The 20,595-nt window shown below is 42.4% G+C and carries 19 protein-coding genes and 1 pseudogene; 11 read left to right on the forward strand and 9 right to left on the reverse strand.

The window, feature by feature from the left end:
* Nucleotides 1–20 precede the first annotated feature (20 nt).
* The 3 genes from FTV41_RS10575 to FTV41_RS10585 form a co-directional block, all read right to left on the reverse strand.
* On the reverse strand, nucleotides 21–470 hold the full coding sequence (locus tag FTV41_RS10575; protein WP_004976129.1) for an ammonium transporter: 450 nt from the start codon (nucleotides 468–470) through the stop codon (nucleotides 21–23).
* A 261-nt stretch (nucleotides 471–731) separates the two neighbouring features.
* Nucleotides 732–1,697, reverse strand: a complete 966-nt coding sequence (locus tag FTV41_RS10580; protein WP_179996531.1) for a hypothetical protein — start codon at nucleotides 1,695–1,697, stop codon at nucleotides 732–734.
* Nucleotides 1,698–1,824: 127 nt separating this feature from the next.
* On the reverse strand, nucleotides 1,825–2,067 hold the full coding sequence (locus FTV41_RS10585; protein WP_004976120.1) for a SlyX family protein: 243 nt from the start codon (nucleotides 2,065–2,067) through the stop codon (nucleotides 1,825–1,827).
* Nucleotides 2,068–2,102: 35 nt separating this feature from the next.
* On the opposite strand from FTV41_RS10585, the gene FTV41_RS10590 reads away from it, so the two are divergent.
* The 3 genes from FTV41_RS10590 to FTV41_RS10600 all read left to right on the forward strand — a co-directional run bounded on the left by FTV41_RS10590 (nucleotide 2,103) and on the right by FTV41_RS10600 (nucleotide 6,250).
* A complete protein-coding gene (locus FTV41_RS10590; protein WP_179996532.1) occupies nucleotides 2,103–4,010 on the forward strand; it encodes an ATP-binding cassette domain-containing protein in 1,908 nt (635 codons plus the stop codon).
* A gap of 167 nt (nucleotides 4,011–4,177) precedes the next feature.
* A complete protein-coding gene (locus tag FTV41_RS10595; RefSeq protein WP_104853025.1) occupies nucleotides 4,178–5,113 on the forward strand; it encodes a lauroyl acyltransferase in 936 nt (311 codons plus the stop codon).
* 24 nt (nucleotides 5,114–5,137) lie between these two features.
* Entirely contained in the window at nucleotides 5,138–6,250 is a 1,113-nt protein-coding gene (locus tag FTV41_RS10600) for a glycosyltransferase family 4 protein (RefSeq protein ID WP_004976117.1), read from the forward strand.
* A gap of 338 nt (nucleotides 6,251–6,588) precedes the next feature.
* Here the strand turns inward: FTV41_RS10600 and FTV41_RS10605 are convergent, their stop codons facing one another.
* Nucleotides 6,589–7,716: an endonuclease/exonuclease/phosphatase family protein gene (locus tag FTV41_RS10605; RefSeq protein WP_179996533.1), complete on the reverse strand. Its 1,128-nt coding sequence runs from the start codon at nucleotides 7,714–7,716 to the stop codon at nucleotides 6,589–6,591.
* Between the two features lie 189 nt (nucleotides 7,717–7,905).
* On the opposite strand from FTV41_RS10605, the gene asd reads away from it, so the two are divergent.
* The 5 genes from asd to truA all read left to right on the forward strand — a co-directional run bounded on the left by asd (nucleotide 7,906) and on the right by truA (nucleotide 13,816).
* Complete coding sequence (asd, locus tag FTV41_RS10610; RefSeq protein ID WP_004976115.1) at nucleotides 7,906–9,024, forward strand: aspartate-semialdehyde dehydrogenase; 1,119 nt, start codon at nucleotides 7,906–7,908, stop codon at nucleotides 9,022–9,024.
* A 148-nt stretch (nucleotides 9,025–9,172) separates the two neighbouring features.
* Complete coding sequence (locus FTV41_RS10615; protein ID WP_179996534.1) at nucleotides 9,173–10,612, forward strand: FimV family protein; 1,440 nt, start codon at nucleotides 9,173–9,175, stop codon at nucleotides 10,610–10,612.
* 65 nt (nucleotides 10,613–10,677) lie between these two features.
* The gene (locus tag FTV41_RS10620) at nucleotides 10,678–11,979 is read left to right on the forward strand and encodes a fimbrial protein FimV (RefSeq protein WP_179996535.1); all 1,302 of its coding nucleotides are present in this window, start codon (nucleotides 10,678–10,680) and stop codon (nucleotides 11,977–11,979) included.
* Between the two features lie 46 nt (nucleotides 11,980–12,025).
* Nucleotides 12,026–13,006, forward strand: a complete 981-nt coding sequence (locus FTV41_RS10625; RefSeq protein WP_004976109.1) for an asparaginase — start codon at nucleotides 12,026–12,028, stop codon at nucleotides 13,004–13,006.
* Between the two features lie 12 nt (nucleotides 13,007–13,018).
* The gene (gene truA / locus FTV41_RS10630) at nucleotides 13,019–13,816 is read left to right on the forward strand and encodes a tRNA pseudouridine(38-40) synthase TruA (protein ID WP_154321070.1); all 798 of its coding nucleotides are present in this window, start codon (nucleotides 13,019–13,021) and stop codon (nucleotides 13,814–13,816) included.
* Between the two features lie 131 nt (nucleotides 13,817–13,947).
* On the opposite strand, the gene FTV41_RS10635 is transcribed toward truA, so the two are convergent.
* Nucleotides 13,948–14,955, reverse strand: a complete 1,008-nt coding sequence (locus tag FTV41_RS10635) for an AraC family transcriptional regulator (protein ID WP_004976104.1) — start codon at nucleotides 14,953–14,955, stop codon at nucleotides 13,948–13,950.
* A 230-nt stretch (nucleotides 14,956–15,185) separates the two neighbouring features.
* On the opposite strand from FTV41_RS10635, the gene infA reads away from it, so the two are divergent.
* Both infA and FTV41_RS10645 read left to right on the forward strand, forming a co-directional pair.
* Entirely contained in the window at nucleotides 15,186–15,407 is a 222-nt protein-coding gene (gene infA, locus FTV41_RS10640; protein ID WP_001284370.1) for a translation initiation factor IF-1, read from the forward strand.
* 158 nt (nucleotides 15,408–15,565) lie between these two features.
* A complete protein-coding gene (locus FTV41_RS10645) occupies nucleotides 15,566–15,976 on the forward strand; it encodes a hypothetical protein (RefSeq protein WP_179996536.1) in 411 nt (136 codons plus the stop codon).
* Nucleotides 15,977–16,090: 114 nt separating this feature from the next.
* Here the strand turns inward: FTV41_RS10645 and leuB are convergent, their stop codons facing one another.
* The 4 genes from leuB to leuC form a co-directional block, all read right to left on the reverse strand.
* Entirely contained in the window at nucleotides 16,091–17,170 is a 1,080-nt protein-coding gene (leuB, locus tag FTV41_RS10650) for a 3-isopropylmalate dehydrogenase (RefSeq protein WP_004976098.1), read from the reverse strand.
* Between the two features lie 39 nt (nucleotides 17,171–17,209).
* The gene (locus FTV41_RS10655; protein WP_154321072.1) at nucleotides 17,210–17,773 is read right to left on the reverse strand and encodes a hypothetical protein; all 564 of its coding nucleotides are present in this window, start codon (nucleotides 17,771–17,773) and stop codon (nucleotides 17,210–17,212) included.
* A gap of 102 nt (nucleotides 17,774–17,875) precedes the next feature.
* On the reverse strand, nucleotides 17,876–18,526 hold the full coding sequence (gene leuD, locus FTV41_RS10660) for a 3-isopropylmalate dehydratase small subunit (RefSeq protein ID WP_004976094.1): 651 nt from the start codon (nucleotides 18,524–18,526) through the stop codon (nucleotides 17,876–17,878).
* Between the two features lie 97 nt (nucleotides 18,527–18,623).
* Nucleotides 18,624–20,072 carry a 3-isopropylmalate dehydratase large subunit gene (leuC, locus tag FTV41_RS10665; protein WP_004976092.1) on the reverse strand — a complete coding sequence of 483 codons (1,449 nt, stop codon included), beginning with the start codon at nucleotides 20,070–20,072 and terminating at the stop codon, nucleotides 18,624–18,626.
* A 276-nt stretch (nucleotides 20,073–20,348) separates the two neighbouring features.
* Here leuC and FTV41_RS10670 point away from each other — a divergent pair.
* Nucleotides 20,349–20,595: pseudogene (locus tag FTV41_RS10670) on the forward strand (RNA-guided endonuclease TnpB family protein); the annotation flags it as partial.

The raw sequence follows: 20,595 nt of genomic DNA on the forward strand, positions 1-20,595 counted from the left end.
CCTATTTAATGGTTTAAAAATTAACGTTCAGCCAAGCTATGTAAAAAGGCTTTCATCTCATCTAATTGAGTTGCGCGAAGATCGGCTTCTTCATCCCAATAGATTCCTACACAGTTTGCCTGCATATCAATAGCATAAATGCCCTTTAATGCAATGGGTAAGCCTTGGAATTTCTCATCGCCATGCAACAGTTCTAGCTTTTGGTCTGTCACTAAAGCACGCATTAACGGTAAACGTGCATCGGCAATGAGTACACTGTAATACGCCACCATACTGGCACGTGATTCCGTGGCTTTCGGGATTTTTGTCCAGTCAGGCGCAACCACCAAACGAGGGTGTAGTCCCATTTTTCGGGCTTTTTCACGCATCAATCCTAAAGCTTTTTCTCTTGGGCTGACACGCAGACCAAAAATAGAGCCCATCACAAATATAATGATGGCAACGGCAACCCAAATTCCAGTATTTTCCATAGTACAACCTTTCTATTCTTATATTAGAGTTGCATAAGCACAATATAAAACGCAAGATTAAAATAAGCTGTGATTTATTTATTTCAAGTGTTTTAGTCTATCTGCCTACAAACAGCTTAAAATCGTCTTACGTGAAAAGGCATCATTTTCAAAACTTTAAATGGTTGATAAATGATGACTTAAATCAGTCGTATCGATAAAAAACTATCTTGCAGATGGGTTTTAAATCGACTCATGCCATTAATCGAAAAATTCTAAAACTTAGCTTAAAAACATTTCATGACTATATAGAACTTCATGTCCATTCCAATAAATATAGCCTTTTTCAATCAGTTCTTTGAGCAATAAACGAATATCAGACTTTGGAAATAACCGCTCTAGTAAATCACGCAACTCATAAATATCTTTCGGTTTTTCACCCTTTAGCTCACGTAACTTTTTGGCAACTTCCCATTGCACAGGGTCAATTTGGCTAAAGTTTTTAAATAAACTGTGCTGAGGATGTACCTCTGCGGCTTCAGTTTGCGCCACGATTGTAGAAGTGACTGTCGCCTCTTGCGTAGATTCTTCCACAGCATCCAAGTCAAGTTGAACCCACTGCTTCAGTACTTTTTTACGAAAGCTAATTTGCTCATCCACCCGCTTTACAATTTTCAGGTTCATCAACATACCAACCACATGCTGCACTTTGTCTGCCTCAAGTTGCAAAATATTGGCAATCGAGTTTTTTAAAGCCTCTACGTTAGTTGGCTTGCCTGACATTTTTGCCAACGCATCACAATACTTTTTTACCAACAGCAATTCAGGTTTGTTGCGAATTGCCATTGGGCTTGGTAAACGATTTTTGCTTTTCCCAGACTGCATTTCAGGCTGAATATGAATCAGGTGACAGGCAATTTCAGATGCTTGCAACATTTCCATTAAAATCTGAATACTGTCAGCCGCAGAAATCACTTCAACTTGTGTTTCTGGCTCTAGCAGTGCCATCAGTTGCCCAACTACCACTGCATATTCAAACTCTTTAAACTCTGCGCGCGGGCTGTCTAAAATCATAAGTTGACCCGTACTGATCCAGCCAGCGAGTTCAGTTAAATCCTGCAAGTTATATTCAAATTTTCCTGCACAATTAAACAGATACACACTCGGATGATGCTCAACAATTTCTCGCAACAAAGTCGCGGTAGGCAGGTTGTTTTCAAGGTCAAGTAATACAACTTTAGAGGACATAAACTTTAGCGGACACAATAGGGTTTAAAAGATTCAGGCACAGCAGCCGAGCATTACAGCGGGAAGTACAGCAAAGGTCAAATTAAAATCAGCACGGAAACCAATACCGTTGATTAAGTACGATTGATTAATAGTGTGGTGGGCGATTGGTCATCGGGTCAAATGGTGCAATCCCATCCGACAAATCTGCCGACTCTACCCGCTGATATAACAACTGCATTTGTTTCTTTAAATCAGCAATTTCCAGACTTTGATGAACCACTTGTTCATTCAATTGCTCAACTAAATCGTCCAAAAATGCAATTCGCACTTGCAAATCTTCAATGGGTGCGGAAAATGACGCCTGATCATCTATACTTTGTTTAGTCATTTCAAATCCTCATTTGAGATTTTTTAGGAAACACTATGGCCTATATTACTTTAAGGGATGTCCAACTCGCATTTGGTGGACCTGCCTTGCTCGACGGCACGAATTTTAACCTAGAACGTGGCGAACGAGTGTGTTTGATTGGCCGTAATGGAGAAGGTAAGTCTACTCTACTTAAACTGATTGAAGGAAGTTTACTGCCCGATGCAGGTGAAGTGTCTATTCAAAATGGCATCACCATTGCCATGTTGGCGCAAGATGTGCCCATGGATTCAGGCAAAGTCGCCGATATTGTTGCTGATGGTGCAGGCGAAGCTGCTGCAGTATTAAAAGCCTATCACGAAGCCAGTGATGCCTGTGTATTGGGCGATATGGATGCCTGTGACCGTATGGGGAACTTGCAACACAAGCTAGATCAGCTTGATGGCTGGGCGCTAGAAAATAAGGTCAATGCCATTTTAAGTAAAATGGGACTTGATCCAAATGCCGACTTGGCCGATTTATCGGGTGGACGTAAACGTCGTGTGTTGTTGGCACGTGCCCTACTCACCCAACCTGACGTATTGTTGCTAGATGAGCCGACCAACCACTTAGATGTGGAAAGTATTGAATGGCTAGAAAAATTTTTACTCGATCAAAATAATTTAACTCTACTGTTTATTTCGCATGACCGTGCTTTTGTCGATAGTATCGCCACCCGCATTGTCGAGTTAGATCGTGGTGTATTACGCAGCTACGAAGGCAACTATTCGCGTTATTTAGATTTAAAAGCGCAGCAACTTGAAGCTGAAGAAAAACAAAATGCGCTGTTTGATAAAAAACTGGCCGAAGAAGAAGCATGGATTCGTCAAGGCATTAAAGCACGTCGTACCCGCAACGAAGGACGTGTGCGTGCTTTAAAAGCCTTACGTGAAGAATCCAAAGCACGTCGCTTCCAACAAGGCAAAGTCAATATGGCAGCGCAGGAAGCCAATCGCTCAGGTAAACTGGTCTTTGATATTGAACATTTACAAGTGGCCTTTGGCAATCAAGCTCCAATTATCAAAGACTTTTCAACATTGGTATTACGTGGCGACCGTATTGGTTTAGTTGGTGATAACGGTGTCGGTAAAACCACTCTGATTAAAGCCATTTTAGGTGAAATTGAGCATGGCGGCTCTGTCAAAACAGGAACACAACTGGAAATTGCCTATTTTGACCAATTGCGTAACGTCTTGGATTTGGAAAAGTCGGTCAAAGATAACGTGTCTGAAGGTTCAGATTTTGTTGATGTGAACGGACAACGTCGTCATATCTATAGTTATTTACAAGACTTTTTATTCTCACCCGAACGTGCGCGCACGCCTGTTAAAGCCTTGTCTGGCGGTGAACGCAACCGTATTTTACTGGCCAAATTATTACTCAAACCATCTAACCTGATAGTAATGGATGAGCCGACCAACGACTTAGATATGGTCACTTTAGAGTTGCTTGAGGAAATGCTCAGCGACTATAAGGGTACTTTATTGCTGATTTCACACGACCGTGCTTTTATGGACAACGTGGTGACCTCGACTTGGGTATTTGATGGCAAAGGCAATATTGATGAATATATTGGCGGCTATCAGGACTACTTGCAGCAACGCCCAGACCAAACTGTAGTTGATCAAAAAAGTGATGTTAAAAAAGCCGTTGCCAAAGCCGAAGCAGCTGCAGCAGCGCCAACGGCCAAAAAAGTAAAATTGAGCTATAAAGATCAACGTGCTTTAGAGCAGTTGCCAGGTGAAATTGAAGCACTGGAACAGGAACAAACCGAATTGGCTGAAAAACTGGCGGATGGTTCTTGGTTTGTAACAGATGCCAATGCAGCCACCAAAGCCTCACAGCGTTTGGCTGAAATTGATGAAGAACTGCTGAAAAAACTAGAGCGTTGGGACGAACTGGAAAACTTAGCGAATGGTAACTAAGCATATTGGCTTAAGTGATTATTCCTAACTTTTTAAGCACAGGACTTGTCCCCAATACCAAAGCTTTGCAAAACCATTTTAAGCATCTTTCCCATTGGACGTATGCTTTTAAATTTTAAAATCGGTTCGTGCTAAACTGCAACGATACAACACTTTACACGGTCATTATGAGTCAACACACTGAATATCAACCAGGCGAATTTCAATGGTCTTTCCTGTTGCCAAAATATTGGGGCATCTGGATTGGCATTGTCTGCCTGATGATTTTAGCCATTTTGCCGTGGGCGATTCAGTATCGTTTGGCGCAGCTTTTAGGCAATCTTGCCTTTAACAGCATGAAGTCACGTCGCGTAACTACGTTACGCAATTTGGAAGTGTGTTTTCCTGAATGGAGCGAGGCTGAAGTACATGAAAATGCTCGCCAAGTCTTTGTTGATCAAATGCTGGGCGTATTTGAAACCTTAAATGCATGGTACTGTCCACAGTGGTTTAAAGGACGCACTCAGGTTGAAGGTTTGGAACATATTCAGCAAGCCCAAGCAGATGGTCGCGGGGTTTTATTGTTAGGCACACATTCTACTCTGCTAGATGCAGGTGGCTATGTCTGTGCACAATATTTTGACCCCGATGTGGTCTATCGTCCACAAAACAATCCCTTACTGGACATGCTGATTTACCGTTGTCGCGCCACCATTTACGGTCATCAAATTGACCACGATGACATGCGTGGTTTAATCCGCCACTTAAAAAATGGTCGTGCCATTTGGTATAGCCCAGATCAGGACTTTGGTTTAAAACAAGGTGTTATGGCGCCATTTTTTGGCGTGCCTGCTGCGACAGTTACAGCGCATCGTCGTTTACTTAAAATGACCAAAGCCGCAGCAATTCCGTTATATTTTTACCGTACAGGTGAGCTTTCCAACCCTCAATATAAAGTCTTGATTGAACCTGAACTGCTGGATTTCCCAAGCGCAGATGAAGTTGCAGATGCAACGCGCACCAATTTCATTATTGAGCAGCAATTACGGATCGCTCCTACCCAATATATGTGGTTTCATCGTCGGTTTAAGAGCCGCCCCGAAGGTTATGACAGTATTTACTAATCTGTACGGCAGAAGGAAAGATTCATGAAAGTCATGCAGTTATTACCCGAATTAAACAGTGGCGGTGTAGAACGCGGTACGCTCGAAATCGCCCGAGCCTTGGTCGCTCAAGGACATACGTCATTGGTGGTGTCGAATGGCGGACGGATGGTTAACCAACTCGAAGCTGAAGGTTCCACTCATTTAAAGTTAGCCATCCACAAAAAATCATTATCAAGCTTGTGGCAAATCCGTCCTTTACGCCAACTGATTATGCAACATCAACCTGATATTGTGCATGTACGTTCCCGCGTACCTGCATGGCTAACTCATTTTTCCCTAAAAGGTATTCCAGCCGAAAAACGTCCACACTTAATTTCAACTGTACATGGTTTTTATTCAGTTAACCGTTACAGCCAAATTATGACCCAAGCGGAAAAAGTGATCGCAGTTTCTGACAGTGTAGTCAAATACATTCGTGATCATTATCAAAACTGTCCACCTGAAGATATTGTCCGTATTTATCGTGGAATTGACCCTGCTGCATTTCCGCACGGGTATCAACCTTCGGCACAATGGATGCAACAAACCTATCAAGATTTCCCAGAACTTGAACATAAGTTTTTAATTTGTTTGCCGGGACGTATCACCCGCTTAAAAGGTCATGAAACATTGATTGATCTAATTGCGAAATTAAAAACCCAGTATCCACAGATTCATGCTGTTGTTGTAGGCGGTGCAGATGTTAAAAAAGCAGCTTATTTACAGGAACTGGAACGCAATATTCGGGATAAACATCTGACCGAAGCGATAACCTTTGTTGGACACCGTTCTGACATTCGCGAGTGGCTTGCGTTTAGCGATATTGTACTTTCACTTTCCAATCAGGCAGAAACCTTTGGACGCACTGCACTTGAGGCTTTATCTGTAGGAACACCTGTGATTGGCTGGAACCGTGGTGGTGTGGCTGAAATTTTGTCACAACTGTATCCGCAAGGGCTCATCGCAGCAGATGACCAAGTGGCTTTATTCAATGCAGTGCAATTGCATCTGGAAATACCGCAAAGTGTCACCCCTGTTGAATTGTTCAGCTTGGCAGATATGTGTCATCAAACCTTAGATTTATATCAGCAAGTTTTGCAGTCAAAACACACCTAAAGCCTTAAAACTGAATCGAGCTGATTGAAATTTAATTTGTTTAAAAACAATGAGAATGAAAAAAATAAGCCCTAAAAAATCATCGCCCGAGTTCTACATCCTGTAAAACTCGGGCTCATGAGGTTGTGCTTTCAAAACTTATTGTTATTTTATTGTATGGCGTTCCTTACCTACATCATATCCTTGATGTTTATCCCTCAGCGTCGTCTTCCTTAATGGGATATTCCGTTCCCGAGTCCTTGTGCTGATGAATTAATCTTAACCAGATCAGTCAGAATAAACCATGCGTCATGTGCCTAAATCCGTGTAAGCCATTTCGTACACTTTTCGTTTAATTTCTAAACCGATTTATCCTGTGCTTTATACGGTTGTGCAATTTCATCGGTCACCAGTTTTTCTTCTTGCTCTGCTTTTTCAATCCCATCCTGAATCGCCTGTTGTGCTTCCTGCTCATCGGCATCGGTTTGCGGCAGTTCTTCCTGAATTCGATCAAACACCCGCCCAGTTTGCAATACCACATACACAGGAAAATGATCTGAACCAATATGTGCTAAACGCTGCATATCCACCAATGCAAAATCAGTACTATGAAAAACGTGGTCTAATGACCAACGCAATAAAGGATAATCGGCATGAAAGGTATTGATATAGTGCCGCCCAACGCGTGGATCAAGCAGGCCACTAATCCGCTGAAACAATCGTGTCGTACGTGACCATGCCACATCGTTTAAATCGCCCATTACGATACAGCTTTCATCTAAATCTTTAATTTGATCGCCCACGATGAGTAACTCCGCATCACGCAAAGTTGAATCTTCGGCCTCGGTAGGACTTGGTGGTTTAGGATGCAAACAATACAACTGTACAGGCTGCCCCGAAGGCAAAATCACACTGGTATGAATAGATGGAATTTCATCACTCAGAATAAATTTGATCTCACTGTCTTTTAATGGCAAACGGCTATACAAATGCATGCCATATAAATTATCTAAAGGCACAGCGACCCGATAAGGATAGTCGGCTTCAATCACAGACAAGGCTTGTTGCCATGCCAAATCAGTTTCTAAAGTCAATACCAAGTCTGGTTTTAAGGCTTGAATATGTTCAATCAACAGATGATATTTCTGATTTGGTGTCAGAACATTGGACACGATTAATGAAATTTGTTTTTCAGGATTTAGCTGTTCTGGACGAACTTGTTTGACCTGTTTTTTCCACAGCAAGGTGTAGGGCAAGACCATTTTGAGCTGATAAGCCAAAGCCGCAATCAGTCCAATTAAAATCACTTGGCTAGACACATCCCACGTCTGCTCCCAAATCAGTAGCAAAACAAAGGCAATGATGCCTAAAACCAAGATCTGTAAACGTGGAAAATCTGCGCCCCGAATCCACCATTCATCACGTGGAATCAGTGACCAAAAACTTAACCAAATGACTAATATTGCAAGCCCTTTTACCCAAATCATCTTGCTTTACTCTTTTGTATTTTTTGTCGTTTTTACATGAAAACCAAAGTTATCAATTTTGTATGTAACACAAACAAGAGATTTCACTCAATAATACTCATGTTTTGTTCATGTAATGCTTGCAGTTGCGCCCCCTTTTGATAGACTTATATTCCTTTATTGTTTTTTAACGCACCGAGGCAAAGTGGCATGAAAGTAGGTCTGGTCGGTTGGCGCGGGATGGTGGGTTCCGTCCTTATGCAACGTATGGTTGAAGAAAATGATTTTGCTCATTTTGAACCATTCTATTTCTCTACCAGTAATGCTGGTGGTGAAGCACCAGCATTTGGTGGTAAGACTGCTCCAGCACTTATGGATGCAACAGATATTGAAAGTCTGAAGCAAATGGATGTCATTATTACCTGTCAAGGTGGTGATTACACTTCTGCCGTTTTCCCGAAGCTTAAAGCTGAAGGATGGAATGGTTACTGGATTGATGCTGCATCTACCCTACGTATGGATGATGAAGCGATTATCGTACTTGATCCAGTCAACATGAATGTCATTAAAGATGGCTTGGTGAATGGCACCAAAACATTTGTGGGCGGTAACTGTACTGTTTCACTCATGTTGATGGGCTTGGGTTCATTATTCCAAAACAATTTGGTGGAATGGGCAACTTCAATGACCTATCAAGCAGCTTCTGGTGCAGGTGCGCAAAACATGCGTGAGCTGATCACAGGCATGGGCTACTTGTATAACAACACCAAAGACTTGTTGGATGACCCACGTTCACCAATTTTAGACATCGACTCTAAAATTGCCGAATTACAACGTGGCGAAGGTTTCCCATCGGCAAACTTTGGTGTGCCTTTAGCGGGTTCTCTCATTCCATATATCGACAAACAGCTTGAAAGCGGTCAGTCAAAAGAAGAATGGAAAGGTCAGGTTGAAACCAACAAGATTTTAGGCAATCAGCAGATTGTTCCAATTGATGGTCACTGTGTGCGTATTGGCGCAATGCGTTGTCACTCTCAGGCAATCACATTGAAGCTGAAAAAAGACGTTCCACTGAACGAAATTGAAGATATGATTCGTCAATCAAGCCAATGGGCAAAAGTGGTACCAAATACACGCGAAGCATCAATGACCGATCTTACCCCAGTTGCAGTTACAGGGACTTTAACAGTACCTGTTGGTCGTTTACGCAAAATGAACATGGGTAAAGAATACCTTGGTGCATTCACTGTAGGTGACCAATTACTTTGGGGCGCAGCAGAGCCATTACGTCGTATGTTACGCATCTTAATTGATTACAAAAATGCTTAAGCTTCGTCTTGAGCACTGAATCATTTTTGATTCTGTGATCAATCTCAACAAGCCAGTCAAATTTGACTGGCTTTTTTATGTAATCAACGTGTTAATATTTTACAATCGACCTACAACTCGCTACTCTATCCTTTTCGCCTTGCGATAAATGACCGAGCTAACAATTAAGATGACTGTATATAACAAATTAAAGATCGCCATTTTATCTATTTTGGCTTCACAGCAAATGTATGCAATGAATGTTGACCCGATTCAAATTCAGTCAACAACTGGGGAATTGCTCTATGCCGAAATCAACTTTCGTCAATCGAATGTGAATGAAGCGATTGATGTTAGTTTAGCTACGGCCGAAGATCTGATGTCGATTGGTGCGAGCCACCGTCCGCCTGGTCATCTTAACTTTTTTACACGTCGTAACAGCAACGGTACAGGGGTCATCACCATTACCTCATCTCGACCTCTAACCGAGTCTGAGTTGAATATTGTGGTCAAAATTAAAGAAGGTAATGCAACTCGCCTGCAACATATTCGTACACCATTAAAACGCAGTGCACCTGCGCCATTGGCCGCTATGCAACGCAGTAATGAACAAGCTTTAACGCCTGTCATGATTGTCAATGAGCAAGACATTGCTTTAAATTTACCCGTAAGTGCGAACTATCAGGTTGAAACGCCTAAAGCAATTGAACAACAAGCTTTTGAAGCACCGTTAACCATTAAACGTAATACACCACCTGCATTAAACCATCAAACAGTGACGGTGGTTCAAACTGCACCAAGCCGTAGCGCAGCAAGTGAAAATACGACTGTGATTGCCCCAAAAGTAGCGCCAGCACAGACAAATAACAACCCAACACCGACAGCATCTACAGCCACCACTTCAGTCACCGCACAACAATCGGCTGATCCATTGGTACAAAAATTTGCTGAACAGCAACGTACGAAGCAACTAGCACAAACTCAGCCTGCTGCTGCAACGAAAAAGCCTGCACAAATAGCGGCTACACAAGCTAAACCAAGCCCTGTAACAGCGAAGCCTACGGTCAATACTCAACATGTAGTGCAATCGAATGAATCATTATGGGCCATTGCCTCACGCATTGCGGGCGAAAACAATCGCCCTGTTGCCGAAGTGATGCAACAAATTAAAGCCAATAATGAGCATGCTTTTATTCAAGGCGATGCCAATCGTTTACGTCGTGGTGCGACCTTAAACTTACATGCACAAGCTAACTCTAAACCAGAGAAAAAAGCCGCAATTCCACAACCAGAAACGGCCAGTGCACCACAATCAGGCAAAGCCAAATATCGTTTAAATCAAGCAGAAATGAGCCTTGTGGCAGATAATCAACAAGACTCGACCCACGGTTCTGCCAAGAAGAACACACAATCCACACAAACTTCGGGTGACTTGTCATTAAAAGTTATGACATCCCGCGAGAAAACCGTTAAATTACAGAGAAACGTAACAGAATTAGAATTGGCATTACGTCAGAAGGATCACAGAATTCAATTACTCAACGCGCGCCTTGCCGAACTGCAACAACAATTGCAAAAACAACAAGCCGCAAATAAGCCAAAACACTAAATGTTACACACAATGATTTTTTTGGATAAGGTCAAACAGGGACCACATCCTCAAGGGGTATAAACATGCTGATTTATGTGATTCCGTTTATTTTATTACTGGTGATCGCAATTTTCTTGAAAAAGCGTGAAGCAAGTAAAGAAGCCGAACCAAGCAACAAGAAAACAGCAGCGCCAGCCAAAACCAGTGCCAAGAAAACCACAACTACCAAAAAAGTTGCCCAGAAATCGGTGGTGGTTGAAGAGGTTGTTCCAACTCCACAACACTCTACCCCTGTCCCTGTAAAAATCCAAACTAACATTGAAAACCTGATCAAAGAGCGTAATTTCTTTGCTGCAGAAGCGCAAATTAACCAAGCATTAAAACATGATAACTCATTGCATGGTTTGTATTTGTTATTGCTTGATATTCATTTACAACAAAAAGATGAATTTGCAATTGATCAATTGCTGAATCATTTACGCTCTTTAGAGCTTGACGATATTCTGTCACAAGCTGAAGCAAAAAAAGCCAGTCATGCACATGAAGATATTGCTGAAAAATCAGCAAATGAAGCGCCGACTGCAGCTCCAAGCAGCTTAGATTTTACTGCACCTGTGAGTACGCCAAATCAAACGGCTTCTTTTGACCAGTTACAGCACGAACTGACTTCAAATAAAACTGCAGAACCTGAAGCAGCTTTGAAATTTGACACCTCATCCTTAAATTTCAGCCCTGCTGCCGAACCTGAAGTCAAAGCAGAACCTGCGGCACTGGATTTTAATTTCTCACTCGATTCTGCACCAACAGAAGTAAAAACTGAAGCGCCTGCGATTACAGCTGAACCAAGTGCAAGCCCTGCAGAGAAAGTTAAACCGCTCGACTTCACGTTTGATTTAACACCAAGCCCAGCTGAAACCACAGTAGCACCAGAAACAGCAGCCCCAGAATCAACAATAAGTGAAGCTTCTTCAGTCGAAGCCCCAAGTCTAGACTTCAATTTTTCTACACCAGAAAGTGCACCTGCAGTTGAAGCAAAAGCTGAACCTGCAACGCCTGATTTTAATTTCACATTTGACAGTACGCCTGCTGCGGAAACCAATCTTCAACCTACAACTGAACCAGAAATCATTGCTGCACCAAGTATTGCACATGAACCTGCTGCAACCGTTGTCAGTACAGATGTTGATCTGAATGATCCATTGGTGAAATCATTCCCAGACTTATATCAAGTGGATGAAATTCAGTTGAACTTAGACTTAGCGAGCCAATATGTAGAGTTGGGCGCTTATGATGCTGCGAAAGCTTTACTTGGCGAACAAGATGCAAATTACTCTGCTGAACAACGCCAACGTGCCGATCAGTTACTGAATCAAATCGCTTCTTAATTCAAATCAGATTAAGATAAAGCAGTCATTCTTGACTGCTTTTTTTATGATGAAAAAAATTGCGTTAATCTATATGGGCGGCACTTTTGGCTGTGTCGGTGAACCACTAAGCCCAATGCCTGCCGAGCAATTCCTGCCACGCTTGGCACAGGTCTTGCCCCTAAATTTAGAGATTGAATGTTTTGTTGCCCCTGTCATTAAAGACAGTAGTGCCTGCACAGCAGCAGACTGGTTACAGCTCATTCAATATATTCAAAAATTACAACACGATGATTTTCAACATTTCGTTATTTTACATGGCACCGACACCCTCAGCTATGCCAGCGCAGTCTTGGCACGTTTTTTAGCGCAAAGTACCCATGTCATTCTCACGGGTAGCCAATATCCCTTACTCAATGCACAAGGCACAGATACCCGTGAATTTAGTGATGCCTTGGACAACCTAAATTTTGCTTTACAACAGATTCATCAAGTGACTCAGGGAGTATATCTGGCCTTCCATCAGCAACTGATTCATGCCGCAACGGCACTGAAACAACACACCACCGAGTTAAATGCATTTACAGGTCAGTCTGCTTTGGTTTACACGGAGAACAAATCGCAGAATGAGCCAGCATTCAACATTAGCACTCAACATATTGAAAAAGCCCAGCACTTTAACTGCCTGAACTGGATGTTACAGCCAATTGCCATTTCCGCTTTGGTCGATAATTTAAAAGCCTTACAGCAACAGCCACCACACTGCCTCATTTTACAGAGTTATGGTACAGGCAATATGGCCGTCAATGCCGAAGTGATTGAGTTAATTCAGGCCTTACAAGCTCAACAATGTGCCGTGATTCTCACCACCCAAGTCACTTTTGGTGGCATGCAACAACGCTATGCGATCAGCCAGTGGTTACAGGACAGTAAAATTTTAATCAGTGATTGCCAAAGTCACGCAGATCTTTATGCCAAAGCCTTAAAAATGTATTTACAATACGACAGCCTTGCACAGTGGTATGCGCATTGGCAGTCTTCAGTGTGATTTGAGGTGATTATGCAGCGTTTTGCAATCGGAATTGAGTTTTGTGGCATTCGGTATCGGGGTTGGCAGACCCAGCAAGCAGGCGTACCTAGTGTGCAGGAAACCATTGAAAAAGTTCTGAGCAAAATTGCCGATGAACCCATTATTTTACATGGTGCAGGACGTACCGATGCAGGCGTGCATGCAACCAATATGGTGGCACATTTTGATACGCATGCCATTCGCCCTGAACGCGGTTGGTTGATGGGTGCCAACAGCCAACTACCCAAAGACATTGCAATTCAATGGATTAAAACGATGGATATGGACTTCCATGCTCGTTTTAAGGCTCAGGCACGGCGTTATCGGTATGTGGTGTATAACAATCCACAACGCCCTGCCTTGCTGCACAAACAAGTCACTCACGCTTATTATCCCTTAGATGTCGATAAAATGATTGCGGCTGCGCAGAAATTTGAAGGGACACATAATTTTGAAAGCTTTCGTGCCGCAGCGTGTCAGTCCAATCAGCCTGTCCGTCATGTCAGCCATTGCCGCTTAATTCGTCACGGCAATTATTTAGTGTTAGATATTCAAGCCGATGGTTTTTTACATCACATGGTTCGCAATATCATGGGTTGTCTATTGGAGATCGGGCAAGGTTTGTATGACATTGCACATATTGACCAAATTTTTGCAGCTCAAGACCGTAAAGCTGCAGGGATTACTGCCCCGCCAGATGGCTTGTATTTTATTCAGGCACATTATCCTGAACAGTATGATTTACCGAAAGTTCCTTTAGGGCCACATTGGTTAAACATGCCGGAATAATTTAATCCCTCCCTACCTCCCTTTTCCAAAGAGAGGAGCTCCATTTCGAGGCGTTAAAAACGAAAGTCCCCCCTTTGAAAAAGGGGGATTTAGGGAGGATTCTGTTTAGGAAAGGTTTTAAATTTTCAAACTTAACGCTGTTTACGTTTTCTATATTCCACTGGAGTTTCATTGGTCCAGCGTTTAAAAGCACGATAAAAAGTACTTGGCTCTGAAAAACCCGTTAAGTACACAATCCGCTCCACGCTTTCATTGGTATTCGATAATAATCGTTTAGCCAAACGACATCGATAATCGGACAGAATTTGCTGAAAACTGGTATTGGCTTCGCTCAATTGGGTACGCAAACGACGTGGCGTGATATTCAATTGTGCCGCCACTGTTTCTAGTGTCGTTTCTCCACTTTCTAAGGTCGAACCAATGGCACGGCGCACTTCACCAACCAAATCATAACGCGCCAGTTCCTGCAGTTTTTCCAATGCCAACTGTTCGTGTAATTGCAATAACTCAGGTTCTGCCTGCCACAGTGGATAATCCAAAATACTCGGATCAAAATACAAACGCGTTTCTTTCTGCCCCAAACTCACAGGACATTCAAAGACACGGAAATATTCATCATCTGCAGCACCATCACTAAAGTTAAAGTCAATATAAATAGGCTGAAAACGACCTTCGGTAATGAATTTAAAGAAGCGTAAAACACCCGACATGGCGCATTCAGAAAAATGACGATTGACGATATTTTCTGACCACGGCTGCACGCCATTGGTTAAATAGCAGCGTCCATCTTCCACTACCAATTTGGCATCAAAAGCATCACTAATCAGGCGTTGATAAGCCAAAGCACGTTTTAGGCCTTCACCAAAGTTTTCTGAAGAAATAAACAAATGTTCAATCACCTGCCCGCGATAAAGTGGCAAATGTTCCCCCAGATGTAAACCAATATCAGGGTCTTTACTGACTTCCTCAGCCGCAACCCAAAACGCATATTGTGCATTTAAAGGCGTACGTTCATTGGCTTCGACCTGATTTAAGGCCACACCTGCTTTTGTTAAAATATCTTCGGTTGGCAACCCCGCACGACGAATCGCTTGGTAGCCTAAACGCAATACAACCGATGCATCAGTTAGCTGACCCACGCAAAAACCTTCCTTGTATGTACTTCATTTATACTTAAAAAGATTGAAATTAGATTAACTGCGATTGACCGAACTGACAACCTACCCAAGCCCATTTTTACAGAAAAAGTATAAACCGATGATTCGCTTATTTTACTAACAGATGCGCTGTGTATAGGGTAAAGCATCTTGTTTTTTTCAGAAAAATTGCCTATAATTTGCGCCTTTCCAATTTGATACTCAGGTAGGCTATGGCCAATAAAGAGGAACTCATCGAGTTCGAAGGCGTTGTCACCGAAACGCTTCCTAATACTATGTTTCGTGTACGTTTAGAAAACGGTCATGAAGTGATTGCTCACATTTCTGGTAAAATGCGTAAACACTATATTCGTATTTTAACAGGCGACAGTGTGAAAGTTGAAATGACACCTTACGACTTAACCAAGGGTCGCATCACTTATCGCGCACGCTAAGTTTTAGAGTAAGCTAAAGCCACTTTCGGAGTGGCTTTTTTACGTTCACTTAAAAAAATTCTGTTTAGCCTTTAATTCGTCCCCGCCGCTTATCGAATCACCACATTCTTTTCTTGCATTGCCTTCTACAATAAAGTTTTGAGCAAGGGAGAAAAAGCATGTTATTTCGATCCTGCGTTGCTTGTATAACAGGTCTTTTTGCGCTCAGTTTAGTGGCGTGTAGTAGTAATCCACCGCATTCCACTTTAAACCGCGATGCGTATTTACAGCAATTTATTGGTCAATCTAGCCAATATATCCTGACCCATTTGCAATTAAGCCAAATTGGCTATCAACAGCTTGGTACAGCTCAAGCTACCCCTCAATTGCTACATTACCGTATCATTATTCGTCCTGTACGTGTTCCGATCCCTATGGCGCAGCATCCCACTACAGGTATTGGTGCTGTTCCGTTAAATATCGGTATCCCGAGTCATGAAAGTTACGATGTTGCACTGACTTGTGATTTGTATTTTCGCCTACAGCAGAGTATTGCTACCGCAGTGTATGTTTCGGGACAACGCTGTTAAGTCTCCTAGCTAAAACACTCTGAAAGTACAAAACCAATAAAAAAACGCAGCCCGAAGACTGCGTTTAATGATTTGATTTTGAGCTGTAAGCGATAGGTTAAATCGCTTAAATTTTTAGTTGAGTGCCGTAACGACTGCTTGACCCATTTCAACAGTACCAACTTTATTCATGCCTTCAGACATAATATCGGCAGTACGTAAACCTTGATCTAATACATTGCCTACTGCATCTTCAATGGCTTTTGCTGCCGCTTCTTCGCGGAAGGTGTAACGTAACATCATTGCCACAGAAAGAATGGTTGCCAATGGGTTTGCCAAGTTTTGACCTGCGATATCTGGCGCTGAACCATGGCAAGGCTCATACATACCTTTGCCATTTTCGTCTAAAGATGCAGATGGCAACATACCAATAGAACCTGTCAACATCGCCGCTTCATCAGACAAGATGTCACCAAACAAGTTACCTGTCACCAATACGTCAAATTGTTTTGGCGCGCGTACCAATTGCATCGCTGCGTTATCGACATACATGTGCGACAAGTTGATTTCTGGGTACTGTTCTGCATGTAACTGAGTCACGGTTTGCTTCCACAATTCAGTCACTTCCAGTACGTTGGCTTTATCCACCGAACATACTTTACCGCCACGCAATTTCGCCATTTCAAACGCTACTTTTGCAATGCGTTTGATTTCTGACTCAGCATATACGTCGGTATTAAAACCTTGTTTTTCACCATTTTCTAATTCACGGATACCACGTGGCTGACCGAAATAGATACCACCTGTCAATTCACGCACGATTAAGATATCTAAGCCTGATACGATTTCAGGTTTTAAGCTTGAAGCATCTGCCAATTGTGGATACAAAATTGCAGGACGTAAGTTAGCAAATAAATTGAGTTCTGAACGCAATTTTAATAAGCCACGCTCTGGACGGATTGAACGCTCAATGTTGTCCCATTTTGGACCACCAACTGCACCCAATAAAATTGCATCGGCTTTTTTCGCTTGCTCAGATGTCACTGCTGGGTACGGTTCGCCATGTGCATCAATTGCAGAACCACCCAATAAACCTTGTTCCCAAGTCAAACCCAAATTGAATTTTTCATTGACACGTGTCAGCACTTGTTCAGCAGCTTTCACAATTTCTGGACCAATGCCGTCACCAGCTAAAATCAAAATATGTTTTGACATGAGAGTTTCCATTGTTCATGACAGTCAAAGACTGTGGGATTAAATTTTTTGTTCTACAAACTCACCCAAGCCATTTAAGACATTGTAGGGTTTGCAAAAACGTCGAATGGTTTTGTTGTTTTGCACCAAATCTACACATAAAGGATCTGGCGCAGACACATTTAATAAGCTGCCTTTAGTACGACTTCGATCACGATACATTCTAAAGGTATATTTTTGCTTGGCATTAAACTTATGAATTACATGCAGTTTTTCTGCACGATCTTTAGAAATGGGATAAAAGCGAATCACCAATTCATGTTGTTTAGGCGGTACAGATAAATACAAGGCATTGGATTTATTTAAGGATGATTCCTGTAAACGCACTAAACCCTCCTGAATGGCAGCACGTGTAACACGATGTTTTTCTGCATCGACAATTGTGACCGTATTTAAACGCTCAAACTCACAATCATCTGTACCCGCACAGTAAATCAGTGCATTGGATTTGCTTTGTTCAGTTTCTTTCACCTGTTTAATGCGTGCTGTATTCCACGTTTGGCATGCGCTTAGCATGGTGATACATAATCCAATGACAGCAAGCCGACCGAAAATTTTAGTCATTGTTCGCGCCCAACCTCACCTGTTAGATACAAAATATAAAAATTATTATGTGCCGATGTTAGCAAGAGTTAGGCAGCGATGCTATGACAAATTTCAGCGAATTTATGCCTGAATTTCGGCAAAAACCCATGGACGCGACTGCTTAGTTTTCTCTTCATAAGCACGAATGTCATCGGCTGCTTGTAATGTTAAGCCAATATCATCCAAACCATTCAATAAACAGTGTTTACGGAATGGATCTACTTCAAATTTAAATGCCGTACCGCTTGGTGTACGTACTTCTTGTGCGTCCAAGTCGATGGTTAATTGATAGCCTTCAGTCGCCGCACATTCTTTAAATAATTGCTCGACCTGCTCTTCAGACAAGATCACAGGCAACATGCCGTTTTTAAAGCAGTTATTGAAGAAAATATCGGCAAAGCTTGGTGCAATAACGGTACGGAAACCATATTCATTCAATGCCCAAGGTGCGTGCTCACGGCTTGAACCACAACCAAAGTTGGCACGTGAAATTAAGATTGAAGCACCCTGATAACGCGGCTGATTCAATACAAACTCAGTATTAATCGGACGTTTTGAGTTGTCCTGACCCGGATAACCTTCATCTAAATAACGCAATTCATCAAATAAGTTATCGCCAAAACCTGTACGTTTGATAGATTTCAAAAACTGTTTTGGAATGATTAAGTCTGTATCGACATTGGCACGGTCTAATGGTGCAACGATACCTTGTTCAACGGTATATTTTTTCATGTTTAATTCTCACTGAATCCGTAACCTCTCCCTTGCCCTCTGCTATAGCGAGAGGGAACGCCATCTCTCTGAGAGAAGGCTGGGATGAAGGCATAACTTAGAATGAACGTACGTCTACAAAATGACCTGCGATTGCTGCCGCAGCTGCCATTGCTGGACTCACCAAATGGGTACGACCACCGTTACCTTGACGACCTTCAAAGTTACGGTTTGAAGTCGATGCACAGTGTTCACCCGGTTGCAATTTGTCTGCGTTCATTGCCAAGCACATTGAACAACCTGGTTCACGCCATTCAAAGCCTGCTTCTACAAACACTTTGTCTAAGCCTTCTTGTTCCGCTTGTTGCTTAACTAAACCAGAACCCGGAACCACCATCGCCTGTTTAATGCTTGCTGCAACTTTACGACCTTTAATCACTTCAGCGGCTGCACGAATATCTTCAATACGCGAGTTGGTGCATGAGCCAATAAATACGCGGTCTAATTGAATATCTGCCAAAGACTGACCTGCAGTTAAGCCCATATATTGATAAGCACGCGTCCAGTCATTGCGCTGTACATCATCTTTCGCCTGCTCTAAAGTTGGTACGGCTTGTGATACTGGAATGACCATTTCAGGTGAAGTTCCCCAAGACACTTGCGGCTCAATTTCTTCGCCTTGTAATACCACTACGGTGTCAAAGTGCGCGCCTTCATCTGAGTGTAAAGTATTCCAGTAAGCAACTGCTGCATCCCATTGCTCGCCTTTTGGTGCATAGTTACGACCTTTCACGTATTCAATGGTTTTGTCATCCACAGCGACCATACCTACGCGCGCGCCTGCTTCAATCGCCATATTACATACTGTCATACGTCCTTCAATCGACATATCACGGAATACTTGACCACCAAACTCAATCGCGTGACCTGTACCGCCTGCAGTACCAATTTTACCAATGATCGCTAAAACGACATCTTTCGGTGTAACGCCTTGACCTAATTTGCCATCTACACGCACTAGCATGTTTTTCATTTTCTTTTGAACTAAGCATTGGGTTGCTAATACGTGTTCAACTTCAGACGTCCCAATACCATGCGCTAAACACCCAAATGCACCGTGAGTCGCTGTATGTGAGTCACCACAAACTACGGTCATACCTGGCAAAGTTAAGCCCTGCTCAGGCCCAACCACGTGCGCAATCCCCTGACGGATGTCGTTGATGTCAAACTGCACCACGTTAAAGGTTTTACAGTTGTCATCTAAAGTTTGTACCTGAATACGTGAGGTATCATCTTCAATACCTGCAATACCGTCTGCACGTTCTTTCTTAGACGTTGGTACGTTATGGTCAGGCGTTGCCACGTTGGCACTTAAACGCCACGGCTTACGTCCTGCAAGTTGCAAACCTTCAAAGGCTTGTGGAGAAGTCACTTCATGCAATAAATGACGGTCGATATACAATAAAGCCGAGCCATCATCACGTTGAGTGACCAAGTGATCATCCCACAATTTGTCGTACAAAGTTTTTGCAGCTGGATTTTGTGCTTGTTGGTTTTCGCCTGCCATGTCAGATCTACTCCACTGGACTGGGTAATTTTTTCATTAATTTGATTATAACCGCGAATTTGTATAAATCTAATTTATCATTTTTATTAATTTAAAAACTTTTAGGAATTATTTAGTTGTTTCTAGCAAAATAATTTTTATCCACTGGAGCGTAAAACCTCGTGGTTCAGCACGAGGATATAAGCGACTGGAGTAAACCATATGAACGACACGAAATGTCGTTTTAAATACTTGTAATATAGTCACTATTAAGAAAAATACTGTTAAAATAATTGGATGAAGACACTCAAATTACGCATAAAAGACAAACATTGCAAGGTACTAAACCAACTAGCGACCGAAGTCAATTTCGTCTGGAATTATGTCAATGATTTGTGTTTCAAACACCTACAACAAAAACAACAATTCTTTTCAGCATACGACCTTGCAAAATACACGAAAGGCACATCGAAAGAATGCAACTTGCACAGTCAAACTATTCAGGCAGTGACAGAAGAATTGGTCACAAGACGCAAGCAGTTCA

It is taken from the genome of Acinetobacter sp. YH16051 (assembly GCF_013417135.1).
Classification (GTDB): domain Bacteria; phylum Pseudomonadota; class Gammaproteobacteria; order Pseudomonadales; family Moraxellaceae; genus Acinetobacter; species Acinetobacter towneri.